The 17,064-nt window shown below is 50.3% G+C and carries 22 protein-coding genes; 5 read left to right on the top strand and 17 right to left on the bottom strand.

From position 1 onward, the window contains the following. Positions 1-7: 7 nt before the first annotated feature. Positions 8-286 carry a hypothetical protein gene (locus ACOBQJ_RS06010; protein WP_421070825.1) on the bottom strand — a complete coding sequence of 93 codons (279 nt, stop codon included), beginning with the start codon at positions 284-286 and terminating at the stop codon, positions 8-10. A 56-nt stretch (positions 287-342) separates the two neighbouring features. Between ACOBQJ_RS06010 and ACOBQJ_RS06005 the strand changes: the two genes are divergently transcribed. Together ACOBQJ_RS06005 and ACOBQJ_RS06000 are read left to right on the top strand one after the other, a co-directional pair. Beyond that, positions 343-597 (top strand): hypothetical protein, encoded by a 255-nt coding sequence (locus tag ACOBQJ_RS06005; protein WP_421070824.1) that lies wholly within the window; start codon positions 343-345, stop codon positions 595-597. Between the two features lie 21 nt (positions 598-618). Next, positions 619-843, top strand: coding sequence for a hypothetical protein (locus tag ACOBQJ_RS06000; RefSeq protein ID WP_421070823.1), 225 nt, complete (start codon positions 619-621; stop codon positions 841-843). A 29-nt stretch (positions 844-872) separates the two neighbouring features. On the opposite strand, the gene ACOBQJ_RS05995 is transcribed toward ACOBQJ_RS06000, so the two are convergent. Further along, positions 873-1,952, bottom strand: coding sequence for an NAD(P)-binding protein (locus ACOBQJ_RS05995; protein ID WP_421070822.1), 1,080 nt, complete (start codon positions 1,950-1,952; stop codon positions 873-875). A 152-nt stretch (positions 1,953-2,104) separates the two neighbouring features. Continuing rightward, the gene (locus tag ACOBQJ_RS05990) at positions 2,105-2,587 is read right to left on the bottom strand and encodes a hypothetical protein (protein ID WP_421070821.1); all 483 of its coding nucleotides are present in this window, start codon (positions 2,585-2,587) and stop codon (positions 2,105-2,107) included. Between the two features lie 149 nt (positions 2,588-2,736). Between ACOBQJ_RS05990 and ACOBQJ_RS05985 the strand changes: the two genes are divergently transcribed. Continuing rightward, complete coding sequence (locus ACOBQJ_RS05985) at positions 2,737-3,801, top strand: NAD(P)/FAD-dependent oxidoreductase (protein WP_421070932.1); 1,065 nt, start codon at positions 2,737-2,739, stop codon at positions 3,799-3,801. Between the two features lie 10 nt (positions 3,802-3,811). On the opposite strand, the gene ftsY is transcribed toward ACOBQJ_RS05985, so the two are convergent. The 12 genes from ftsY to ACOBQJ_RS05925 all read right to left on the bottom strand — a co-directional run bounded on the left by ftsY (position 3,812) and on the right by ACOBQJ_RS05925 (position 13,414). Then, positions 3,812-4,822 (bottom strand): signal recognition particle-docking protein FtsY, encoded by a 1,011-nt coding sequence (ftsY, locus tag ACOBQJ_RS05980; RefSeq protein ID WP_421070820.1) that lies wholly within the window; start codon positions 4,820-4,822, stop codon positions 3,812-3,814. A gap of 3 nt (positions 4,823-4,825) precedes the next feature. Next, positions 4,826-5,536, bottom strand: a complete 711-nt coding sequence (rnc, locus tag ACOBQJ_RS05975) for a ribonuclease III (RefSeq protein ID WP_421070819.1) — start codon at positions 5,534-5,536, stop codon at positions 4,826-4,828. 95 nt (positions 5,537-5,631) lie between these two features. Next, a complete protein-coding gene (gene fabF / locus ACOBQJ_RS05970; protein ID WP_421070818.1) occupies positions 5,632-6,873 on the bottom strand; it encodes a beta-ketoacyl-ACP synthase II in 1,242 nt (413 codons plus the stop codon). A 64-nt stretch (positions 6,874-6,937) separates the two neighbouring features. After that, positions 6,938-7,168 carry an acyl carrier protein gene (acpP, locus tag ACOBQJ_RS05965; protein WP_421070817.1) on the bottom strand — a complete coding sequence of 77 codons (231 nt, stop codon included), beginning with the start codon at positions 7,166-7,168 and terminating at the stop codon, positions 6,938-6,940. A gap of 42 nt (positions 7,169-7,210) precedes the next feature. Beyond that, the gene (gene fabG, locus ACOBQJ_RS05960) at positions 7,211-7,957 is read right to left on the bottom strand and encodes a 3-oxoacyl-[acyl-carrier-protein] reductase (protein ID WP_421070816.1); all 747 of its coding nucleotides are present in this window, start codon (positions 7,955-7,957) and stop codon (positions 7,211-7,213) included. Position 7,958: 1 nt separating this feature from the next. Further along, a complete protein-coding gene (gene fabD, locus ACOBQJ_RS05955) occupies positions 7,959-8,900 on the bottom strand; it encodes an ACP S-malonyltransferase (RefSeq protein ID WP_421070815.1) in 942 nt (313 codons plus the stop codon). A gap of 4 nt (positions 8,901-8,904) precedes the next feature. After that, positions 8,905-9,849 carry an enoyl-[acyl-carrier-protein] reductase FabK gene (gene fabK, locus ACOBQJ_RS05950; protein WP_421070814.1) on the bottom strand — a complete coding sequence of 315 codons (945 nt, stop codon included), beginning with the start codon at positions 9,847-9,849 and terminating at the stop codon, positions 8,905-8,907. Between the two features lie 52 nt (positions 9,850-9,901). Then, positions 9,902-10,894 carry a beta-ketoacyl-ACP synthase III gene (locus ACOBQJ_RS05945; protein WP_421070813.1) on the bottom strand — a complete coding sequence of 331 codons (993 nt, stop codon included), beginning with the start codon at positions 10,892-10,894 and terminating at the stop codon, positions 9,902-9,904. Further along, complete coding sequence (gene plsX / locus ACOBQJ_RS05940; RefSeq protein WP_421070812.1) at positions 10,884-11,903, bottom strand: phosphate acyltransferase PlsX; 1,020 nt, start codon at positions 11,901-11,903, stop codon at positions 10,884-10,886. The genes ACOBQJ_RS05945 and plsX overlap by 11 nt, the downstream gene beginning before the upstream one ends. Continuing rightward, on the bottom strand, positions 11,900-12,463 hold the full coding sequence (fapR, locus tag ACOBQJ_RS05935; RefSeq protein ID WP_421070811.1) for a transcription factor FapR: 564 nt from the start codon (positions 12,461-12,463) through the stop codon (positions 11,900-11,902). The genes plsX and fapR overlap by 4 nt, the downstream gene beginning before the upstream one ends. A 157-nt stretch (positions 12,464-12,620) precedes the next feature. Next, positions 12,621-12,800, bottom strand: a complete 180-nt coding sequence (gene rpmF, locus ACOBQJ_RS05930; protein ID WP_421070810.1) for a 50S ribosomal protein L32 — start codon at positions 12,798-12,800, stop codon at positions 12,621-12,623. Positions 12,801-12,904: 104 nt separating this feature from the next. After that, a complete protein-coding gene (locus ACOBQJ_RS05925; RefSeq protein ID WP_421070809.1) occupies positions 12,905-13,414 on the bottom strand; it encodes a YceD family protein in 510 nt (169 codons plus the stop codon). A gap of 296 nt (positions 13,415-13,710) precedes the next feature. On the opposite strand from ACOBQJ_RS05925, the gene ylbJ reads away from it, so the two are divergent. Further along, positions 13,711-14,955 carry a sporulation integral membrane protein YlbJ gene (ylbJ, locus tag ACOBQJ_RS05920; RefSeq protein ID WP_421070808.1) on the top strand — a complete coding sequence of 415 codons (1,245 nt, stop codon included), beginning with the start codon at positions 13,711-13,713 and terminating at the stop codon, positions 14,953-14,955. A gap of 104 nt (positions 14,956-15,059) precedes the next feature. Here the strand turns inward: ylbJ and ACOBQJ_RS05915 are convergent, their stop codons facing one another. Both ACOBQJ_RS05915 and ACOBQJ_RS05910 read right to left on the bottom strand, forming a co-directional pair. After that, on the bottom strand, positions 15,060-15,206 hold the full coding sequence (locus ACOBQJ_RS05915) for a DUF3231 family protein (protein WP_421070807.1): 147 nt from the start codon (positions 15,204-15,206) through the stop codon (positions 15,060-15,062). A gap of 2 nt (positions 15,207-15,208) precedes the next feature. Beyond that, positions 15,209-15,697, bottom strand: coding sequence for a DUF3231 family protein (locus ACOBQJ_RS05910; protein WP_421070806.1), 489 nt, complete (start codon positions 15,695-15,697; stop codon positions 15,209-15,211). Between the two features lie 222 nt (positions 15,698-15,919). Here ACOBQJ_RS05910 and ACOBQJ_RS05905 point away from each other — a divergent pair, with 222 nt between their 5' ends. After that, a complete protein-coding gene (locus tag ACOBQJ_RS05905) occupies positions 15,920-16,933 on the top strand; it encodes a DUF3231 family protein (RefSeq protein WP_421070805.1) in 1,014 nt (337 codons plus the stop codon). Positions 16,934-17,064: the final 131 nt, after the last annotated feature.

Below are 17,064 nucleotides of genomic sequence, written 5' to 3'. Positions count from 1 at the left end.
CTCTTATTTATGAATAAATAGGCAGTTTTAAGTCCAACAATCTTTCTTCTTCAATCCTTTTGAACTTGAGTGAAACATCGTAATGGCACCGGGGGCAGGCAAACAGGTGCACACAGCATAATTCACTGTAAGACCTGTACCCGTCTTCATAAATATCCTGCTCCAGGTAGGCGCTGTAATTATCGTAATAGTCCTGGATAATACCGGCGTCAACCATGAGTGAACCGCATTCAGGACAGCTTTTTTCAACTGAGGCCAGGCCGTTGCAAACCATGCACACTGCCATCCCGGCACCACCTTTTAAGGTTTTTATTTTGTATTAAGGCCAATAATAATAGTACATTGTTAAAAGTTAAAAATGTAGTCTATGGAGATGAACCGCCATATATGACAAAACTGAGCCAGGTCGAACTGTTGAACAGCGCCTTCAAGGAATCCCTGCACCGGGAAGAACAGCGTCTCGCCCGCTATACCAGCCTTTCTGAGACCATCCGGGACAAGAGGATAAGTGCGTTGTTCAAAAGCTTTGCAGCCGCCAGCAAAGGGCGCGTAAAACAGATCAGGTCCGAAGCAAAGAATTTTAATATCAAAATCTAGTTTTGAAAGGGTCTGTTGTTAATGGACGCTCTGAACTACCTGTACCAGGCTCTGGAAGAAAAGATAAGCAACCAGGTCTTCTACAACGAATGTTCCGTCAGAATCACCAATCCGGCTGCCGGGTCGCTGTTTGCACGGTTCAGGGATGATGAAGCGGAACACATTAAAATACTGCAAAAGGAAATCGCCGCTATCGAGTCCAAACCGCATCCGGTAAATATTGTTTTATCAAAGCTCAAAAACTAAAAGCGCCTTATTGAAACTGCAGCTGGAGTCTATTTTTCCTTCAACAGTTCCAGTTTGCTTTTTATCCCCAGCAGTGACGCAGCAATTTTCAACATATCAAGGTTTGTGTTATATATAATTTGTTTTATGCCGGGCGTGGTCAGGAACTTAACCAACCTGCCAAAGTCTTCATTCCGGTATTTGTCAATGGTATTCCTGAGGGCGATGGAAACCCTGACATTTTCTTTTATCTGCTCCAGGTACTCCTCGTAGCTGTTCCCCTCGACTATTGACCTCGCCGCATAAATACCGCTCTTGATAGAACTATACATGGCGAAGCCCAGAAAAGGTTCCAGTACTCCGCCGGAGTTGCCGGCCAACAAAATGTTGCCCACCCTGTGCGGGTATACAAACCCGGAAACATGCTGCAGGTCCCACAGCAATGAAATTTCATATTTAAGGTTTTCAACCTGCCAGAATTTATTCCAGAAGCGACCTATATTTTTTCTGTTCGCCCCGGTAACAACCAGGACAAGTGAGGCGCTTTTACTGTTGAAAGGTGTCAGGTAGGCGTAACCCTGCCTGGCATAATCCGTGTTGACCCACATTTTCATGGCGCTGGGATCGAATGAGCCAAGCACGGTTGCGCCCATCACCCAGGCATTGCTGACGCCTTCCCAGCAGCCTAAGATTTCTGCAGTATTGCTGTCGCCGGAAGCGACGACGACGTAATCATATTCCCGGGCCAGTCGCGAGAAGTCTGCCATGGTGTTATAGCGCACGGCTGTTTTTATCCGGCTGTGGATCTGGTTGGCGACACTGTCGGGCGCCTGCCCCAGCTCTACAAAATAACCGAGATTGCCGTAAACCGACCCGGAATTGCCGGAAGCGTACATTGTGATTTTCTTCAGGGTGTTTATCGGTTTAATTGTTATGTGAAATCTTTCATGCAAGTCATTAATAATATCTCTGACCGGCCTGTGCATTATTTGCAGCAGAACCGCACAGTGGGTGAACAGTTCCCCGCAGCGCGAACGCTGTTCGAATATATCGGGTATAACGCCGTGTCTCTCCAGTTCATGCGCGCAGGCTAAACCTGATATTCCCGCTCCTATAACGGCGACTTTCAAAAACCATTCAAACCCCTTTCAAAAACGGATAACTGATTTAATAAGCCTTGCATATAACCTGCACGTCATTCACTATAATCGTGTCAAGTATTTAAACCAGGCATAAACAAATATGCCGATTAGAATTGTATAAAGGGAGAATTCCATCAGGCTCACAGCAGCTTGTAACCCCCTCTTTCTTTACCGGCCCGGTTGAGTCCCAGTGAATCAACAATCCAGGTATAGCTGATAAACACCAGTATGTTAACAAAGATGCTGGCGGCATGGCTCCAGGAAATATATTCCAGAACCTGTACTTTAATAAAGAGTAATTCCTGCAAACTGAACAGAGTGGTTGCCACAATAATGTTCAGGGCTTGCATCCAGCGGTTTTCAGGCAGGGTCTGGGCATATAGAACACCAATGGTGAAAACAACGCCAAAGGTAAAAAATGTCGACGATGTTAATATGTAATAAAAGCTTTCCACCCGGTATAGGTTGAGGTTCATCGCCCCGGTATCAACCAGCAGCTGCAGGGCTACTGTGATAAAACCGCCCCAGACCGTATATTTAATCCTGGACCAGTCCAACAGGAGAAAAAATATAATCCAAGAGACTATCGCGCTGGCGAGCCAGGCATAATTATTCAAAGGCAATCTTATACCATCCTTCCGAACAGTATTTAATTCAGCATAATTTATTTAATTAGATTTTCCACTTTTTCTTAGATTAATGTTTCCAGACCGGTAAAAAATATATTGAGCAGCCATGTGGCAACTTAAACGGGAGGTTTTCTTACTTGCGTGTGGCGATAGTGGGAGCGGGGCCCAGCGGACTTGCCTGCGCCCTGACATTGGAAAAAAGAGGCATATGTCCTGACATTTATGAACGCTCCGGCAGGACGGGACTCCATGTGCCGATGGTTTACCTGATGCTGGAGTTATTTCAGCGCCCTCACCGGGACCAGCTGCTTTATCTGTCCAAACTCGGAATAAACCTGCGCCCTTTGAATAGAATCAGCCGTGTAATCATGCACTCGCCGCACCGGAGCGCCGAGGTCAGAGGCAGCCTCGGTTATTTAGTTGAGAGAGGGCAGGGTGAAAAAGCGCTGGAAGTACAGCTAGCGGAAAGGCTCCATACCAAAATAAAGTTTAATGTTGAAGCAGATTACCGGGAACTTTCCGGTGATTACGATTTTGTAGTAGTGGCCGACGGCAGCTCAAGGGCGGCGGCAGATAATAAAGTATGGGAAACCACCATGGACGCCTGGGTAAAGGGAGCTGTAATCCTGGGAGAATTCAAACCGGAGGAAGCGGCTATTTTTTTTGACACCTCTTATGCCAGGCACGGGTATGCCTTCCTGGCGCCGTTCGACAGGAGTCGGGCGGTGGTAATGCTCAGCGTTCCGGATATCAAACGCGCAGAGGTGGACGGTTTCTGGGAAAAATTTATACGAAAAGCAAACCTGGACCTGCAAACTGTCCATACCTTCGAAATGAACCACACCAGCGGCGTTTCCTCCCGTCAGCGCATAGAAAACATACTGTTGACAGGCAACGCGGGCGGGTTCACCGACAGCCTGCTGGGATTGGGGCTGGTAATGGGTATTACCAGCGGCGTCCTGGCGGGAAGGGCTATATCTGAGGGGCTTGACTATGAAAGGATGGTAAGGCCCATGATCCGGCGGATCAAGCGCCTCATTGTGTTCAGAGAAGCTTTGAACAGGTTGGATAACAGCGGTTTCAGCATGCTGATAAGCGCAATTACTTTACCAGGTGTTAAACAGGCCATTTATAATACGGACCTGGATATAATCAACCTGCTCTACCCGGCTGTAAGAAAACTGGTTAAGAAACCGCATTTTATTTAAATTCTTTTTTTTATTCTGCAAAAAGGGCTTCTACAAAATCTGCCGGCGAAAAAGGCCTGAGGTCTTCCATACCTTCTCCAATGCCAATTAGCTTCACGGGAATATCAAGGGCCTGTTTGATTGCAATAACAATGCCCCCTTTTGCGCTCCCGTCAAGCTTGGTTAAAGCTATGCCGGTAACACCGACAGCTTCTCCAAAAAGCTTGGCCTGGTTAACGGCGTTCTGGCCTGTGGTCGCGTCCAGGACCAGCAGCACCTCGTGAGGCGCTCCAGCTATTTCACGGTTTAAAACACGGCTTATTTTCTTCAGCTCTTCCATGAGGTTGGTCTTCGTATGGAGCCTGCCCGCGGTATCTATAACCAGGAGATCGGCGTGCCTGGCCTTTGCCGCCTGCAGGGAGTCAAACGCCACCGCGGCCGGGTCGGCGCCCTCCCGGTGTTTAATTAAATCCACCCCGACACGTTCAGACCATACTTCCAGCTGGTCGATAGCCGCGGCCCGAAAGGTATCGGCAGCGCCTATCAGCACCCTCATGCCACCGGCTTTGAACTGGTGCGCCATCTTGCCGATAGTGGTGGTTTTCCCTACCCCGTTAACACCGACCACCATCATAACTGTGGGAGACTCATCACTGATATTCAAAGGCGCTGTTTCACTGCCCAGCATATCCCTGATATGCTCTTTGAGAATAGCTTTAAGCTCTCCGGCATCGTCCAAGCGTCTCTCTTTAACGGTACGCCTGGTCCTTTCCACCAGTTCCACGGCGGTATTGACACCTACGTCGGCCTGCACCAGTATTTCTTCAAGTTCCTCGTACAGGTCTTCATCAATAGCCCTGCCGCGGTGGATTAATACATCAATTTTTTCAACAAAGCCCTGCCGGGTTTTGTTCAGGCTGTCTTTCAAGCGGCCAAAAAAACCTGGTTTTTCCACGGCTGTCTCCTGTTGAGGCTCTTCCGCTGCCGCCGCCTGCTGAGACCCGCCGGTTATGCTGCCTTTTATGCGGCTGAATAAACCCATCTCTTATTTAGACCCTCCAATATTGTTTAACAGCGCAGATTTTGCAGCCTGCTGTTCAGCGTCCTTTTTGGAACGCCCGGTCCCGCTCCCGACCAGCGCACCTTTGTACAGCACACCGGCTGTAAATGTTTTATGGTGATCGGGCCCTTCTTCCCTGAGGATTTTATACTGGACCTGCTCACCGCCGCGCTGCTGGACAATTTCCTGCAGTTCCGTTTTGTAATCCCTGTCCAGGCGTCCTTCCAGGACATCTTTTATCAACGGGGCCAGGAACCTCAGGGCCAGGTCGCTGGCAACCACAAGGCCCTGGTCGAGATAGAGTGCCCCAAGCAGGGCCTCAAAGGCGTCAGCCAGAATGGAAGGGCGCTCTCTGCCCCCGGAACGCTCCTCACCTTTCCCCATATTAAGGCAGTAGCCCAATTCCAGGTCTCTTGCCACCCTGGCCAGGGAAGGTTCGCATACCAGGGCCGCGCGCATTTTGGTCAGCTCCCCCTCGTCACGGTTGGGGTAATTGCGGAACAGAAAATCGCTGACTGCCAGGCCCAGGACAGCGTCGCCCAAAAATTCCAGCCTTTGATTGTTGTCAAACCCGTTGACCCTGCTTTCATAGGTAAATGAACTGTGTGTAAGGGCCTGATAGAGAAGGTTCTTATCACGCCAGTTCACTGCCAGCTTGTTTTGAAGGCTGTCAAGGTAAACCTTGTTTTTAAACACCTGAGCACCACCCGGTAAAGGGTTTTTGAGATGCCGCAAAACAATTCCCTTTATGCACAGAATTTTTAATGTTAATCCTGTAGAAATAATCATAATTATGCCTTATATTTCTTAAATACCAGCGTGGCGTTATGGCCGCCAAAACCGAAAGAATTAGAAAGCGCCACGTCTACCCCAACCTTCCTGGCTGTGTTCGGGACATAATCCAGGTCGCAGTCCGGGTCGGGCTGCTCATAGTTAATAGTTGGAGGAATTACTCCTTCATGGATAGCCAGCACACAGACCATCGCTTCCAGACCGCCCGATGCCCCCAGCAGGTGGCCGGTCATTGACTTGGTCGAGCTGATGGCAACTTTCGCGGCATGAGCTCCGAAAACATGCTTTATAGCCAGGGTTTCCGCCTTATCCCCCAGCGGCGTCGCGGTAGCGTGGGCGTTGATATAGTCCACTTTGGACGGCTCAATGCCGGCATCGCCCAGCGCTTCCTTCATTGAGTTGGCCGCGCCATGCCCTTCCGGATCAGGGGCAGTCATGTGGTAAGCGTCACAGGTGCTGCCGTAACCAACTACTTCAGCGTAGATCCGGGCGCCCCTTTTCTGGGCGTGCTCCAGTGTCTCCAAAATCAGTATAGCTGCCCCTTCCCCTATCACAAAGCCGTCCCGGTCCAGGTCAAAAGGCCTGCTGGCCTTTTCCGGCTCCTCGTTTCTGGACGACATCGCTTTCATCTGGATGAAGCCTGCCATGGCCAGGGGTGTTATAGCCGCCTCGGCTCCCCCGGTGATCATCACGTCGGCACGGCCGTACTGCAGCATCTTAAAGGCGTCTCCGATGGCATTGCTGCTTGAGGCGCAGGCAGAAACAGCGGTAGTATTCGGGCCTCTCAGGCAGTACCTGATCGCCACCTGTCCAGCGCCCATGTTGGCAATCATCATCGGCACAAATATCGGGCTTATCCGGCCAGGACCTTTTTCAGCCAGGACCCTGGCCTGTTCTTCCATTGTTTCAATGCCTCCGACCCCGGAGCCAAGGATAACCCCGATGCGGTCCCTGTCTTCATCATCAAAGTTTAAAGAGGCGTCTTCCAAGGCCATAGCGGTGGCGGCTACTGCAAACTGGGTGAAACGGTCCATACGGCGTGCTTCTTTTTTGTCAATATAACGGGTAGGCTCAAAATCTTTCACTTCACCCGCTATTTTAGTGCTAAAATGAGCCGGATCAAACCTTGTTACCGGCCCGATCCCGGAAACACCGGCAGTCAGAGAGCTCCAAAACTTATCCAAACCCGTTCCCACCGGTGATATTATTCCCAGACCGGTAATTACAACCCGTTTTAGCAAAAAATTACCCCCTCTTCAAAAAAGTCCCGTGGTTGCCCTCCGGGACTCATAAATGAACAAAAATTTATTGATGCTCCTGGATATACTTCACCGCTTCGCCAACAGTACGGATTTTTTCAGCGTCTTCATCCGGGATCTCCAGTTCAAACTCCTCTTCCAGGGCCATTACAAGCTCAACAATATCCAGGGAGTCCGCTCCCAGGTCATCTACAAAAGACGATTCCACCTTCACGTCTTCTTCCTCAACGCCCAGCTGTTCAACTATAATTGCCTTAACCTTATCTATTATTGCCATAATTAACAATTCACCCCCTTCCAGTGACTAAACAAATTATCTTCAGGCACAGGACATGCCGCCGTCCACCGCAATAGTCTGGCCGGTGATATAACGCGCGGCGTCCGAGGCCAGAAAAGCTACTGTTTCAGCAACCTCCTCAGGGCCGCCAAACCTTTTCAGAGGGATCTGAGAAAGCATCATCTCTTTAACCTCTTCAGGCAGGCCGTCAGTCATTTCCGTGGTGATAAAACCGGGCGCCACAGCATTAACGGTTATATTGCGGGAGCCAAGTTCTTTGGCCATAGCTCTGGTTAAACCTATCAGTCCTGCTTTGGCCGCGCAGTAATTGGCCTGGCTGGCATTGCCGATCAAGGCTACCACGGAGCTAATGTTAATGATCCGGCCGGAACGGTTCTTGACCATAACCTTGGCAGCCGCCCTGGCGCAGTTAAAAGCCCCCTTCAGGTTAACGCCGAGGACCTGGTCCCAGTCCTCGTCTTTCATTCGCAGAATAAAATTATCTCTGGTGATGCCGGCGTTATTCACAAGGATGTCCACAGCGCCGAATTCGGCAACCGCAGCCTTAACCATGGAGGCGGCCTCGGCCGGTTCGGCGACATTGGCCTTAAATGTTAAAACCCTGCCACCGTTGTTCCTGATCAGCTGAGCCGTCTCTTCCGCCGCTGCGTCATTGGAGGCGTAATTGACCAGCACGGCGGCGCCTCTTTCTGCCAGGGCCAGGGCTATTGCCCGTCCGATACCTCTTGATGCTCCGGTAACGACCGCAATTCTCCCATCCAGAACCATTTTAGCTAACCTCCCTGGTTAAAGCAAGGACTTTTTCCAAAGATGCTCTGTCCTCAACATTTAATATAGTCACATCGCGGCTGATTTTTTTAATCAGCCCGCTGAGCACCTTTCCCGGGCCCACTTCTATAAATGTGTCCACCCCGAGATGTATCATTCTTAAGACACACTCTTCCCAGCGTACGGGGCTGTAAACCTGCCTGATTAAAGATTCTCTTACCTCCGGGCCGGAACTGACCAGGTCCGCGCTGACATTCGCCACCACTTGAATTTTCGGATCGGCGACAGAGACTTTATTCAAATCTTCGGCTAACCTTTTGCCCGCGGGCACCATCAGGCTGGAATGGAAAGGCGCGCTCACGGGAATCGGCATCACACGCCTGGCGCCTGCCGCCTTGAGCAGCGGCTCGGCAGCACTCAGGCCGGCTGTATCTCCCGCGATAACCACCTGCCCCGGGCAGTTCAGGTTAACCGCCTCGACTACGCCGGAGCCTGACGCTTTTAAACAAGCCTCTTCAACCAGCTCGGTACTTAATCCCATAACAGCGGCCATACCGCCCTCACCGACGGGCACCGCTTCCTGCATGTACTGGCCCCGTTTGCGCACCAGGCGGACGGCGTCCTCGAACAAAAGGGAATCAGCAGCCACAAGGGCTGTATATTCACCAAGGCTGTGGCCGGCCACCGCGTGGGGGACCGGTGCTCCCATACTTTTTAGGACTTCCAGGCAGGCCGCGCTTGTTGTGAGCACGGCCGGCTGGGTGTTGGCGGTCAGGTTTAACTCTTCCTGGGGACCTTCAAAGCATAACCGGGACAGTGAAAAACCCAGCGCATCGTCCGCTCTGTTAAAAACAGCGGCGGCAATCGGAAACTCCTCGTATAATTCCTTTCCCATGCCGGCGTACTGCGAAGCCTGGCCGGGGAAAACAAATGCGATTTTCATTTATCTACACCACCTGATTTTTCAAGCGACCTAATACACATTCGGCGCTATTCATAATATCCAAAATAATTTCACGGGCAGGCTGCACCTTATTGACCATGGCGCTGACCTGTCCTGCCATAACCGTGCCGTTTTCAATGTCACCTTCTACCATTGCCAGCCGGAGGCTGCCCACTCCAAGATTCTCAATTTCCTCCGGCGGCGCGCCGTTTTTCTCCATCTCATCATATTTCCTGGTCAGCCTGTTGCGCAGGGCACGTACAGGGTGTCCGGTGGAAGTTCCGGAAACCGCGGTGTCACGGTCTTTAGCCCTGATTACAAAATCCTTGACTCTCTGAGGAATTGTGCATTCCTCCGCGCACATAAAGCGCGTGCCCATCTGGACACCCACGGCCCCCAAGGCCAGCGCGGCAACAAGACCCCTGCCGTCGTAAATACCTCCGGCAGCGATAACCGGCAGATCAACAGCGTCTACAACCTGGGGCACCAGGGCCATGGTTGTCAGGACGCCGATATGACCGCCGGACTCCATGCCTTCAGCGATAAACGCGTCCACGCCGGAGCGGGTCAGCCTTTTCGCCAGGGCTACTGAAGAAACTACCGGGATAACCTTGGTCCCCGCCTCCCTGAGCGCGGGTACATATTTGCCGGGGTTACCCGCCCCCGTGGTGACCACGGCCACTTTTTCTTCGAGAAGTATATCCATAATTTCCGCCAGGTAAGGAGAAAGAAGCATCACGTTAACACCAAAGGGCTTATTTGTCAGTTCTTTGGCCTTGTGCAGCTGTTCCCGGAGCCAGTCAGGCGGGGCGGCGCCTGAACCAATCACACCCAGGCCGCCGGCCTCTGAAACGGCCGCTGCCAGTTCGGCGGTAGACACCCAGGCCATGCCACCCTGAATAATTGGGTATTCAATACCCAGCAAGTCACATAACTCGGTTTGGATCAAATTCTCCCCCCCTATAAAAATTGTATATTCGCAGCTGCGAATAATTTCCATCTCACCATTTTAATACGGCAGCAGCCCAGGTTAAACCCGCGCCAAAACCCACCATTAAGATGTAGTCCCCTTTTTTGATCCTGCCTTCACGCACAGCCTCAGCCAGGGCAATCGGCATGGAAGCTGTTGATGTGTTGCCGTAGCGGTCCACATTAACCAAGACTTTTTCTCTCGGCAGCTTCAGCCTTTTAGCGGCTGCTTCAATAATCCTGACATTCGCCTGGTGCGGTATGAAGTGGTCCACATCAGAAACCTTAAGCCCGGCCGCGGCAAGCACCTCCGCGGCTGCTTTCCCCGTCGCCCTGACGGCAAACTTAAATATGTCCCGGCCTCTCATGTGAATAAAGTGCAGGTTATTATCGACTGTTTCATGAGAGGCCGGCAGCCTGGACCCCCCCGCCGGCAGCTTCAGAGAATGGCCGCCGGACCCGTCAGCCCACAGCTTTTGCGACAGAATGCCGCTGCCTGGAGCGGCCTGCCTCAAGACAACCGCCCCGGCGCCGTCGCCAAAAAGCACGCAGGTCTTGCGGTCCTTCCAGTTGATAATCTTTGATAAATTTTCCGCTCCTATCACCAGGACATTCCGGCAGGCTCCCGTGGAAACAAACTGGCTTCCCGTGATCATCGCGTACATAAACCCCGAACAACCAGCGGCCAGGTCAAAGGCGCCGGCCTTTTTTGCCCCGATCCGGTCCTGTACCAGGCAGGCGGTCGCGGGGAAAACCATGTCAGGTGTATTTGTGGCGGCTATAACCAGGTCTATTTCTTCAGCGGTAATGCCGGCGTCGGCTATTGCCTGCCTGGCGGCAATCTCCGCAAAGTCCGAAGTCGCCATTTCCGGCGGCGCGATCCGCCTCTCCCTGATACCGGAACGGTCAACAATCCACTCGTCACTTGTATCGACTATTTTTTCAAGGTCAGCGTTAGTAACTATTCTATCCGGCACATAGGCTCCCACGCCTGCAATGCCGGTATTTAAAAGCTCATTGGGCAATACTGCCTCCAGCCTCCTTTGGTCCTATGATCTTCATGCTCTCCCTGATTGATTCCACAAGGTAGTTTTCCACCGAATCCCTGGCCAGCCTGACCGCGTTCTTAACCGCTTTGGCCGAGGAACTGCCATGGCAGATGATTGACACACCATTTACGCCGAGGAAGGGAGCGCCGCCGTACTCAGTGTAGTCAACACGTTTTTGCAGTTCCTTCAACGCCGGCATCGCCATAACCGTGCCTATTTTAGCCAGCCAGCTTTTAGTAATCTCCTCTTTCACCATTTTTAGCAGCGCTGAAGCCATGCCTTCTCCCGCTTTAAGGACTATATTGCCGATAAATCCGTCGCATACGACAACGTCGACGCCGCCGCTAAAAATGTCTCTTCCTTCAATATTGCCGATAAAGTTTATCCCGGCCTCCTGCAGCTTGGGAAAAGCCGCCAGGGTGGCTTCGTTTCCTTTTGTGTTTTCCTCGCCGTTGCTCAAAAGCCCCACCCGGGGATTGTCCATACCCATAATTTTTTTGGCGTAGTGGTAACCCATTATGCCGAACTGAAGCAGGTGCGTAGGTTTGCAGTCCACGTTCGCTCCCACATCAAGCATTAAAGAGTGTCCTCTTTCGTTGGGCAGGACACCGGCTATCGCCGGGCGGTCAACACCCTTAATCCTTCCCAGGTAAAGCAAGGCGGAAGTCATAGCCGCTCCGGTGCTGCCCGCGGATACAACAGCGCTGGCCTCGCCGTCCCTGACCAACTGGGTAGCCCTGACGATCGAAGAGTTCCTTTTGCGCCTGACGGCTACAGCGGGGTGTTCTCCCATCCCTATCACCTCAGGCGTGTGGACCACGCTGACCAGGCCGCCGGCGTCAGCGTTGCCGAGCTCGGCCAGCACCTGTTTTTCGTCCCCCACCAGGATTATGGATATACCATATTCCACCGCGGCCTGGAGGGCGCCCTTTACTACTTCCCCGGGCGCGAAGTCCCCTCCCATGGCGTCCACTGCTATTCTCACTGAGGCGCCGCCTCCTCCGCTACTGCAAAAATTGAAAACCTGCCCACAAACACTGCCTCGTCCTTAACGTAAGAGGTAACTTTTACCATATACTTATTGCCTTTTTTTAATTTTATCAGTGCTCTGGCTAAAACTTTTTCCCCGCAGGATACCGGGCGTTTAAAGGTAACCCTGGCGATTCCGGTCAAAGCCACTTCAGCGTCAATAATGGCGACTGCAAGTGAGTTGGCCTGGGCAAAGAGATGATGCCCCCTGACATACCTTGTTTTACTCAGGGTCATCTCGGGCGTTACTGTTAAAATTGAAATCCCGGAAATCCCCACTTCCAGGTCGACCACTTCACCCACCAGTTCTCCGCCGGACAGTGTCCTGGGCGGTGAACCGGGGTTTTTTGCAACAGTCAAAAGCCGTTCCTTGAACTCGGGAATTTTTAATTCGAACCTGTCAAGCCTGATGGTCTGGACGCTTACTCTTAATATTTGTGACAGGTCCTCGTCTGTCAGAAAGGGATCGCTGTCCAGAAACCTGACCAACCGCCTCTGTCTTTCCGCTTTATTCATAGTTAAACGCCGCACCCTCACTTGATAATAGCAGGTTACATATTTAGTACCAGGTACTAAAAACAGTATAATGTACCTTTCCTTAAATTGCAAGCAGCAGAAAAAAAATAAGCTCCGTTTATAAAACGAGCTTATCATTAATATTCTTAATTTTTAACTATTTTGTCGCCACAGCTTCCCGGCCTTTGTAATAACCGCATTCAGGGCACAGATGGTGGGGGACGATGAGGGCGTGGCACTGCGGGCATTCGACCAGCGCGGGCGCTTCGATTTTCATGTTAACGGCCCGCCGCTGCCTTCCCCTCTGTTTAGAAGCTTTTCTTTTTGGCACTCCCATAATTCACACCTCCTTCAAATTAGAAGTAGGATGTTGGAGGTTGGAGGTGGTTAATGCTTCTTGATATTGCCGCTCACCCGGTCCACATCCTATTCTTAAGTTGTTCAATTATCGTCTTTTTTCAATAATTCTTTTAAAACGCTCATCCGTGGGTCAATATCCTCAGCAGCACACCCACAGCGGCCTTCGTTCAGGTTGCGGCCGCAAACCGGACACAGGCCCTGGCAACCTTCAACGCAAACGGCTTTCATCGGCAGCGCCAGGTAAATACTGTTGAGCACCGCGGGAGCGATGTCGATAAAATCCCCCGTAACAGAAGGAATCTCTTCGTTTCCCCCATCCTGGGCCAGGGAATATTTTTCATCGACAGGCGCCTGAAAATCGTAAATAAAACGCTTCAGGCAACGGCTGCAGGACAGTTCCAGTTTCCCGTCCGCCGTGCCTTCCACTTCAATAACCTCTCCAGTGTTGCTGACAGCGAGAACGGCCTTTACCGGCCCAACAAAAGCAATAATCTCACCTGAAATATCAAGCGGGGGCAAATCCGCCGCCAGGTCGTAACGGGCGGAGTCACCCGGGCTCCTTTTAAGCCGTGCGACATCAAGCCGCATCATAAGATCACCCCGAATTCAACACCAAGAATTATATTAAGAAGACCCGGTTTTGTCAAGAAATTTCCTTTTTAATGTGTCCCGGCGGCAAGCAGGCATATACATGGCTGCCAGCCGAATTTTGTACTCCTGTTTTATCGCTAGATATACAGGACGGCGAAGAGGAGGATTTTTTTTCGTCCATAAGTACTAAACTCGACATTCCTTTTATTTGTTTTTAAACATATCCCAGACATTTAAACAATAAATTATAAATTACCAAGATGAGGTACTGAGGAGTCAAACAGGTGGGGTTTTATATGAGATATAATTATAAACTGCCAGGTTCGCCAAAAGATCGTATCAGGCTGATATGGACAATACTGGCGGTTCTTTTTGTATTTTCTATGATAAGCCAACCACGTATAGCCTATGAAGGTGCTGTTATGGGCTTAAAGACCTGGTGGAATATAGTTTTCCCATCCCTGCTGCCTTTTTTTATCGCCTCCGAACTCTTAATGAGTTTTGGCGTGGTCCACTTCATGGGAGAGCTGCTGGACCCTGTCATGCGCCCGCTCTTTAACGTCCCCGGTTCCGGCTCGTTTGTGATGGCGGTGGGCTTTACATCAGGTTACCCCATCGGGTCAATGGTAACGGCAAGGTTGCGAACAGATGGATTATGCACCAGAGTAGAAGCAGAAAGGTTAATGTCGTTTACGAATAATTCCAGCCCCCTCTTCATGCTGGTGGCAGTTTCGGTCGGCATGTTTAACAACCCCGGGCTGGGGGTCCTGATTGCCGGCGCCCACTATCTTTCAAACATTACCCTGGGCATCATTCTGCGTTTTTACGCTCGCGGCAGCGGCGGGATAAAACCCGCTGCCGCCGGTGGACAAAACCCGGCGGCCCGGGCGCTCCGTAAAATGCTGCAGGTACAGAGGATGGAAAACCGTCCGCAGGGCAAAATCATTGGGGACGCTGTGAGTAAATCTGTTGCAAACCTGCTTAACATCGGTGGTTTCATCATCCTTTTCGCTGTAATCATAAAATTGCTCGGCGCCGCCGGCATAATTGAGGCCATCGCGGGGATCCTGGGATATATACTGCTGCCGCTTGGATTTTCACCTGAGGTATTGCCCGCGCTGGGCAGCGGTTTTTTCGAAATGACGATCGGGTCCAAACTTGCCAGCGAGGCCGCGGTACCGCTTACCCAGCAGGTCGTCGCCGTCGGCATGATCCTGGCCTGGAGCGGTATTTCAGTACACGCCCAGGCAGCCAGCATGATCGCCGATACCGACATCAGGATGCTGCCATTTGTTATCTCACGCGTATGCCATACCTGTCTGGCCGGAATTTACACCTATATCGCCTGCAGGTGGGCCGGCCCGCTGGAGGAAATGGCCGCGCCGGTAATGGCCGTTGGCCGCCTGTTAGAGGGTACTAGCCGCGTCAGTTTCAGCTTAAATATTTTTCTTCTGTTTATTATACTGCTGACCGCTGTAATCATGGCAGCGCTGATCCTGCACACAATCTGTGGCTTGAGGCGGTCCATTACGCGAAAATAACTCTAGTTGACTAAAAATTTTTCATTCCACATAAATCCGGATCTGCATTTAATGCTGTCTCGACAAACCACCGCCCGTGAAAAACGGGCTCTATACTCCATTCTTTATACCCCTGCCAGAGCTTCGTGATTTACGGCTTGCGGGGGCTGTTCAAACCACCCGTTGTTAATCATGATGTTTAAACCGTCTCCTGCATAATCTAAAATTTCCGCTATGAGACGAATGAATGTGGCGCTTAAGTCACGTCTCATACTTAAAGATAAATTTGAGGTATTGAAACATAAGGGGGCCTTACATAAAGACCCTTGGATAACAAAAATTGTACCACTCTGTTAGAAATCTCAATAGAGGTAGTCAAAGCATCTGAAATAAATTTACGGATATCGGAACGGGATATGAGCGGCAGTGATATACCGTAGCCAAGCATACCGTACTTGGCCATATGCTCGAGATAAAACGGAAAGAAAATATCTGAATATAAACGCGGGGCGGATAAATTTACATCACTATCGTTAAAGCCCTGGGGGACAGGATAATTTTCCTGTTTAAAGACTTTCGCAATAAATTCAGTATGTTTTTGAGATATGCCCAGCGTGTACTCCAGCAGAGGACGAATTTCGGTGTCTTCAACCGTTGCCAAAAAGTACTTGAGTGTGCATGTGACCATGCTGTCATTCATGTATGACGTCCACAGGTCTCCGATCTCCACTGAAGTTAACCTGGTTTCGACCTTAACTTTCATGAATTACGCCTCCAAAAAATAGATAGAAAACAAAAAGGAGATATTTAGAATAATATCTCTGGCAAAAATATAATTATACAGTTGTATGTATCTTGTGAAACAGGACAACGATTCCGATTAATACCTCCATGATCTGCCATGCGAAATAATTGTCATAAACTCATATATTTATCTGTTTTTGTTCATCATATTAAAAAATGGGTTTCTAATGGGGGAAGCAGGTTGAACATATTAAATCTCTATAAACTTAAGAAGCTGATTCCTTTTGCCAATCCCGAAGCAGATAAGCCGCTGCACGCGGGTGAGATTTATTACCTGTGGGAGGGATTGACTTCAGGGTATGAGATGATCACTGTGGTAGAAACATACCTGATGAACTCTGAGCAAGGCGAACTTCATTTATTATTGCAGGGTCTTATAAAGGGGATTTACCTGACCAGGATCAACCCGATTGAAAAAATTTTAAAGGCAGAAGGTTTTACCGTGCCGCCACGGCCCGCCACCAAGACCTCGATGGGCAAGCCCGGGGTAGGCCAGGAAGTAAAACTGAACGATGAGGAAATAATCAGCAATATAATAGCCTGGACTCAAGTCTCTCTATTCCAAAATGCCAAAGCTATAGGAGCCTGCACCAGGAAGCCGGTGCAAAAATTATTTATCGACCTCCTTTTTAAAGAGATGACCGGTTACAGCCTGATTATGGATCTCGGCAACAGCAGGCATGTGTTTGAAACCCCTCCCCCGGCTACAGCCAGGGAAAACGGCCTTAACATGGGTGAGGTTTTTGTGCTGTGGGAGGAGTTGGGAGGAAGGCGTTTAAGCGTGATCAACGCTGAAACACTCATCGCCAGCACCGATGACCAGGAATTGACAACAATGCTGAAAAGGATGCTTAACCAAATAGCGCTGACTCAACTGGAGCAGCTGGAGAACAAGTTAAAAGAAGAGGGGTTTACAGTCCCCGCCCGTCCGGTCAGTCGGCTGAACCAGGGCCCTCCCGGCCGGGTCAACAAGATTAAACTGAGTGATGACGAGTTTCTGGGAGTGTTGATAACCGCGGCGCAGGTAGCCATAGCCCATCATACCAGGTCATACTGTGTAGCCATAAGAAAAGATATAAGAAATATGTTTAAGGATTTTATTTCTGCAGAGATAGAAGAATATCAAAAAATATTACAGATAGCAAAAGAACGGCATACCCTGGACAATCCACCTTTAGTAACATCCAAACGATAACAAAGAGAAGGTATTTTTACAATTGACCTTTTTACCTAAATCTCTGCTGACACTGGAGACCATAATTCAACGATCGAAAAAAATAAATCAGAAAGCCCCGGGGTGGACTTTCTGATTTTTTTTGTTCAGAC

The sequence above is a fragment of the Pelotomaculum propionicicum genome (assembly GCF_048984525.1).
Classification (GTDB): Bacteria; Bacillota; Desulfotomaculia; order Desulfotomaculales; family Pelotomaculaceae; genus Syntrophopropionicum; species Syntrophopropionicum propionicicum_A.
This window is presented reverse-complemented; position numbering and strand designations above follow the sequence as displayed.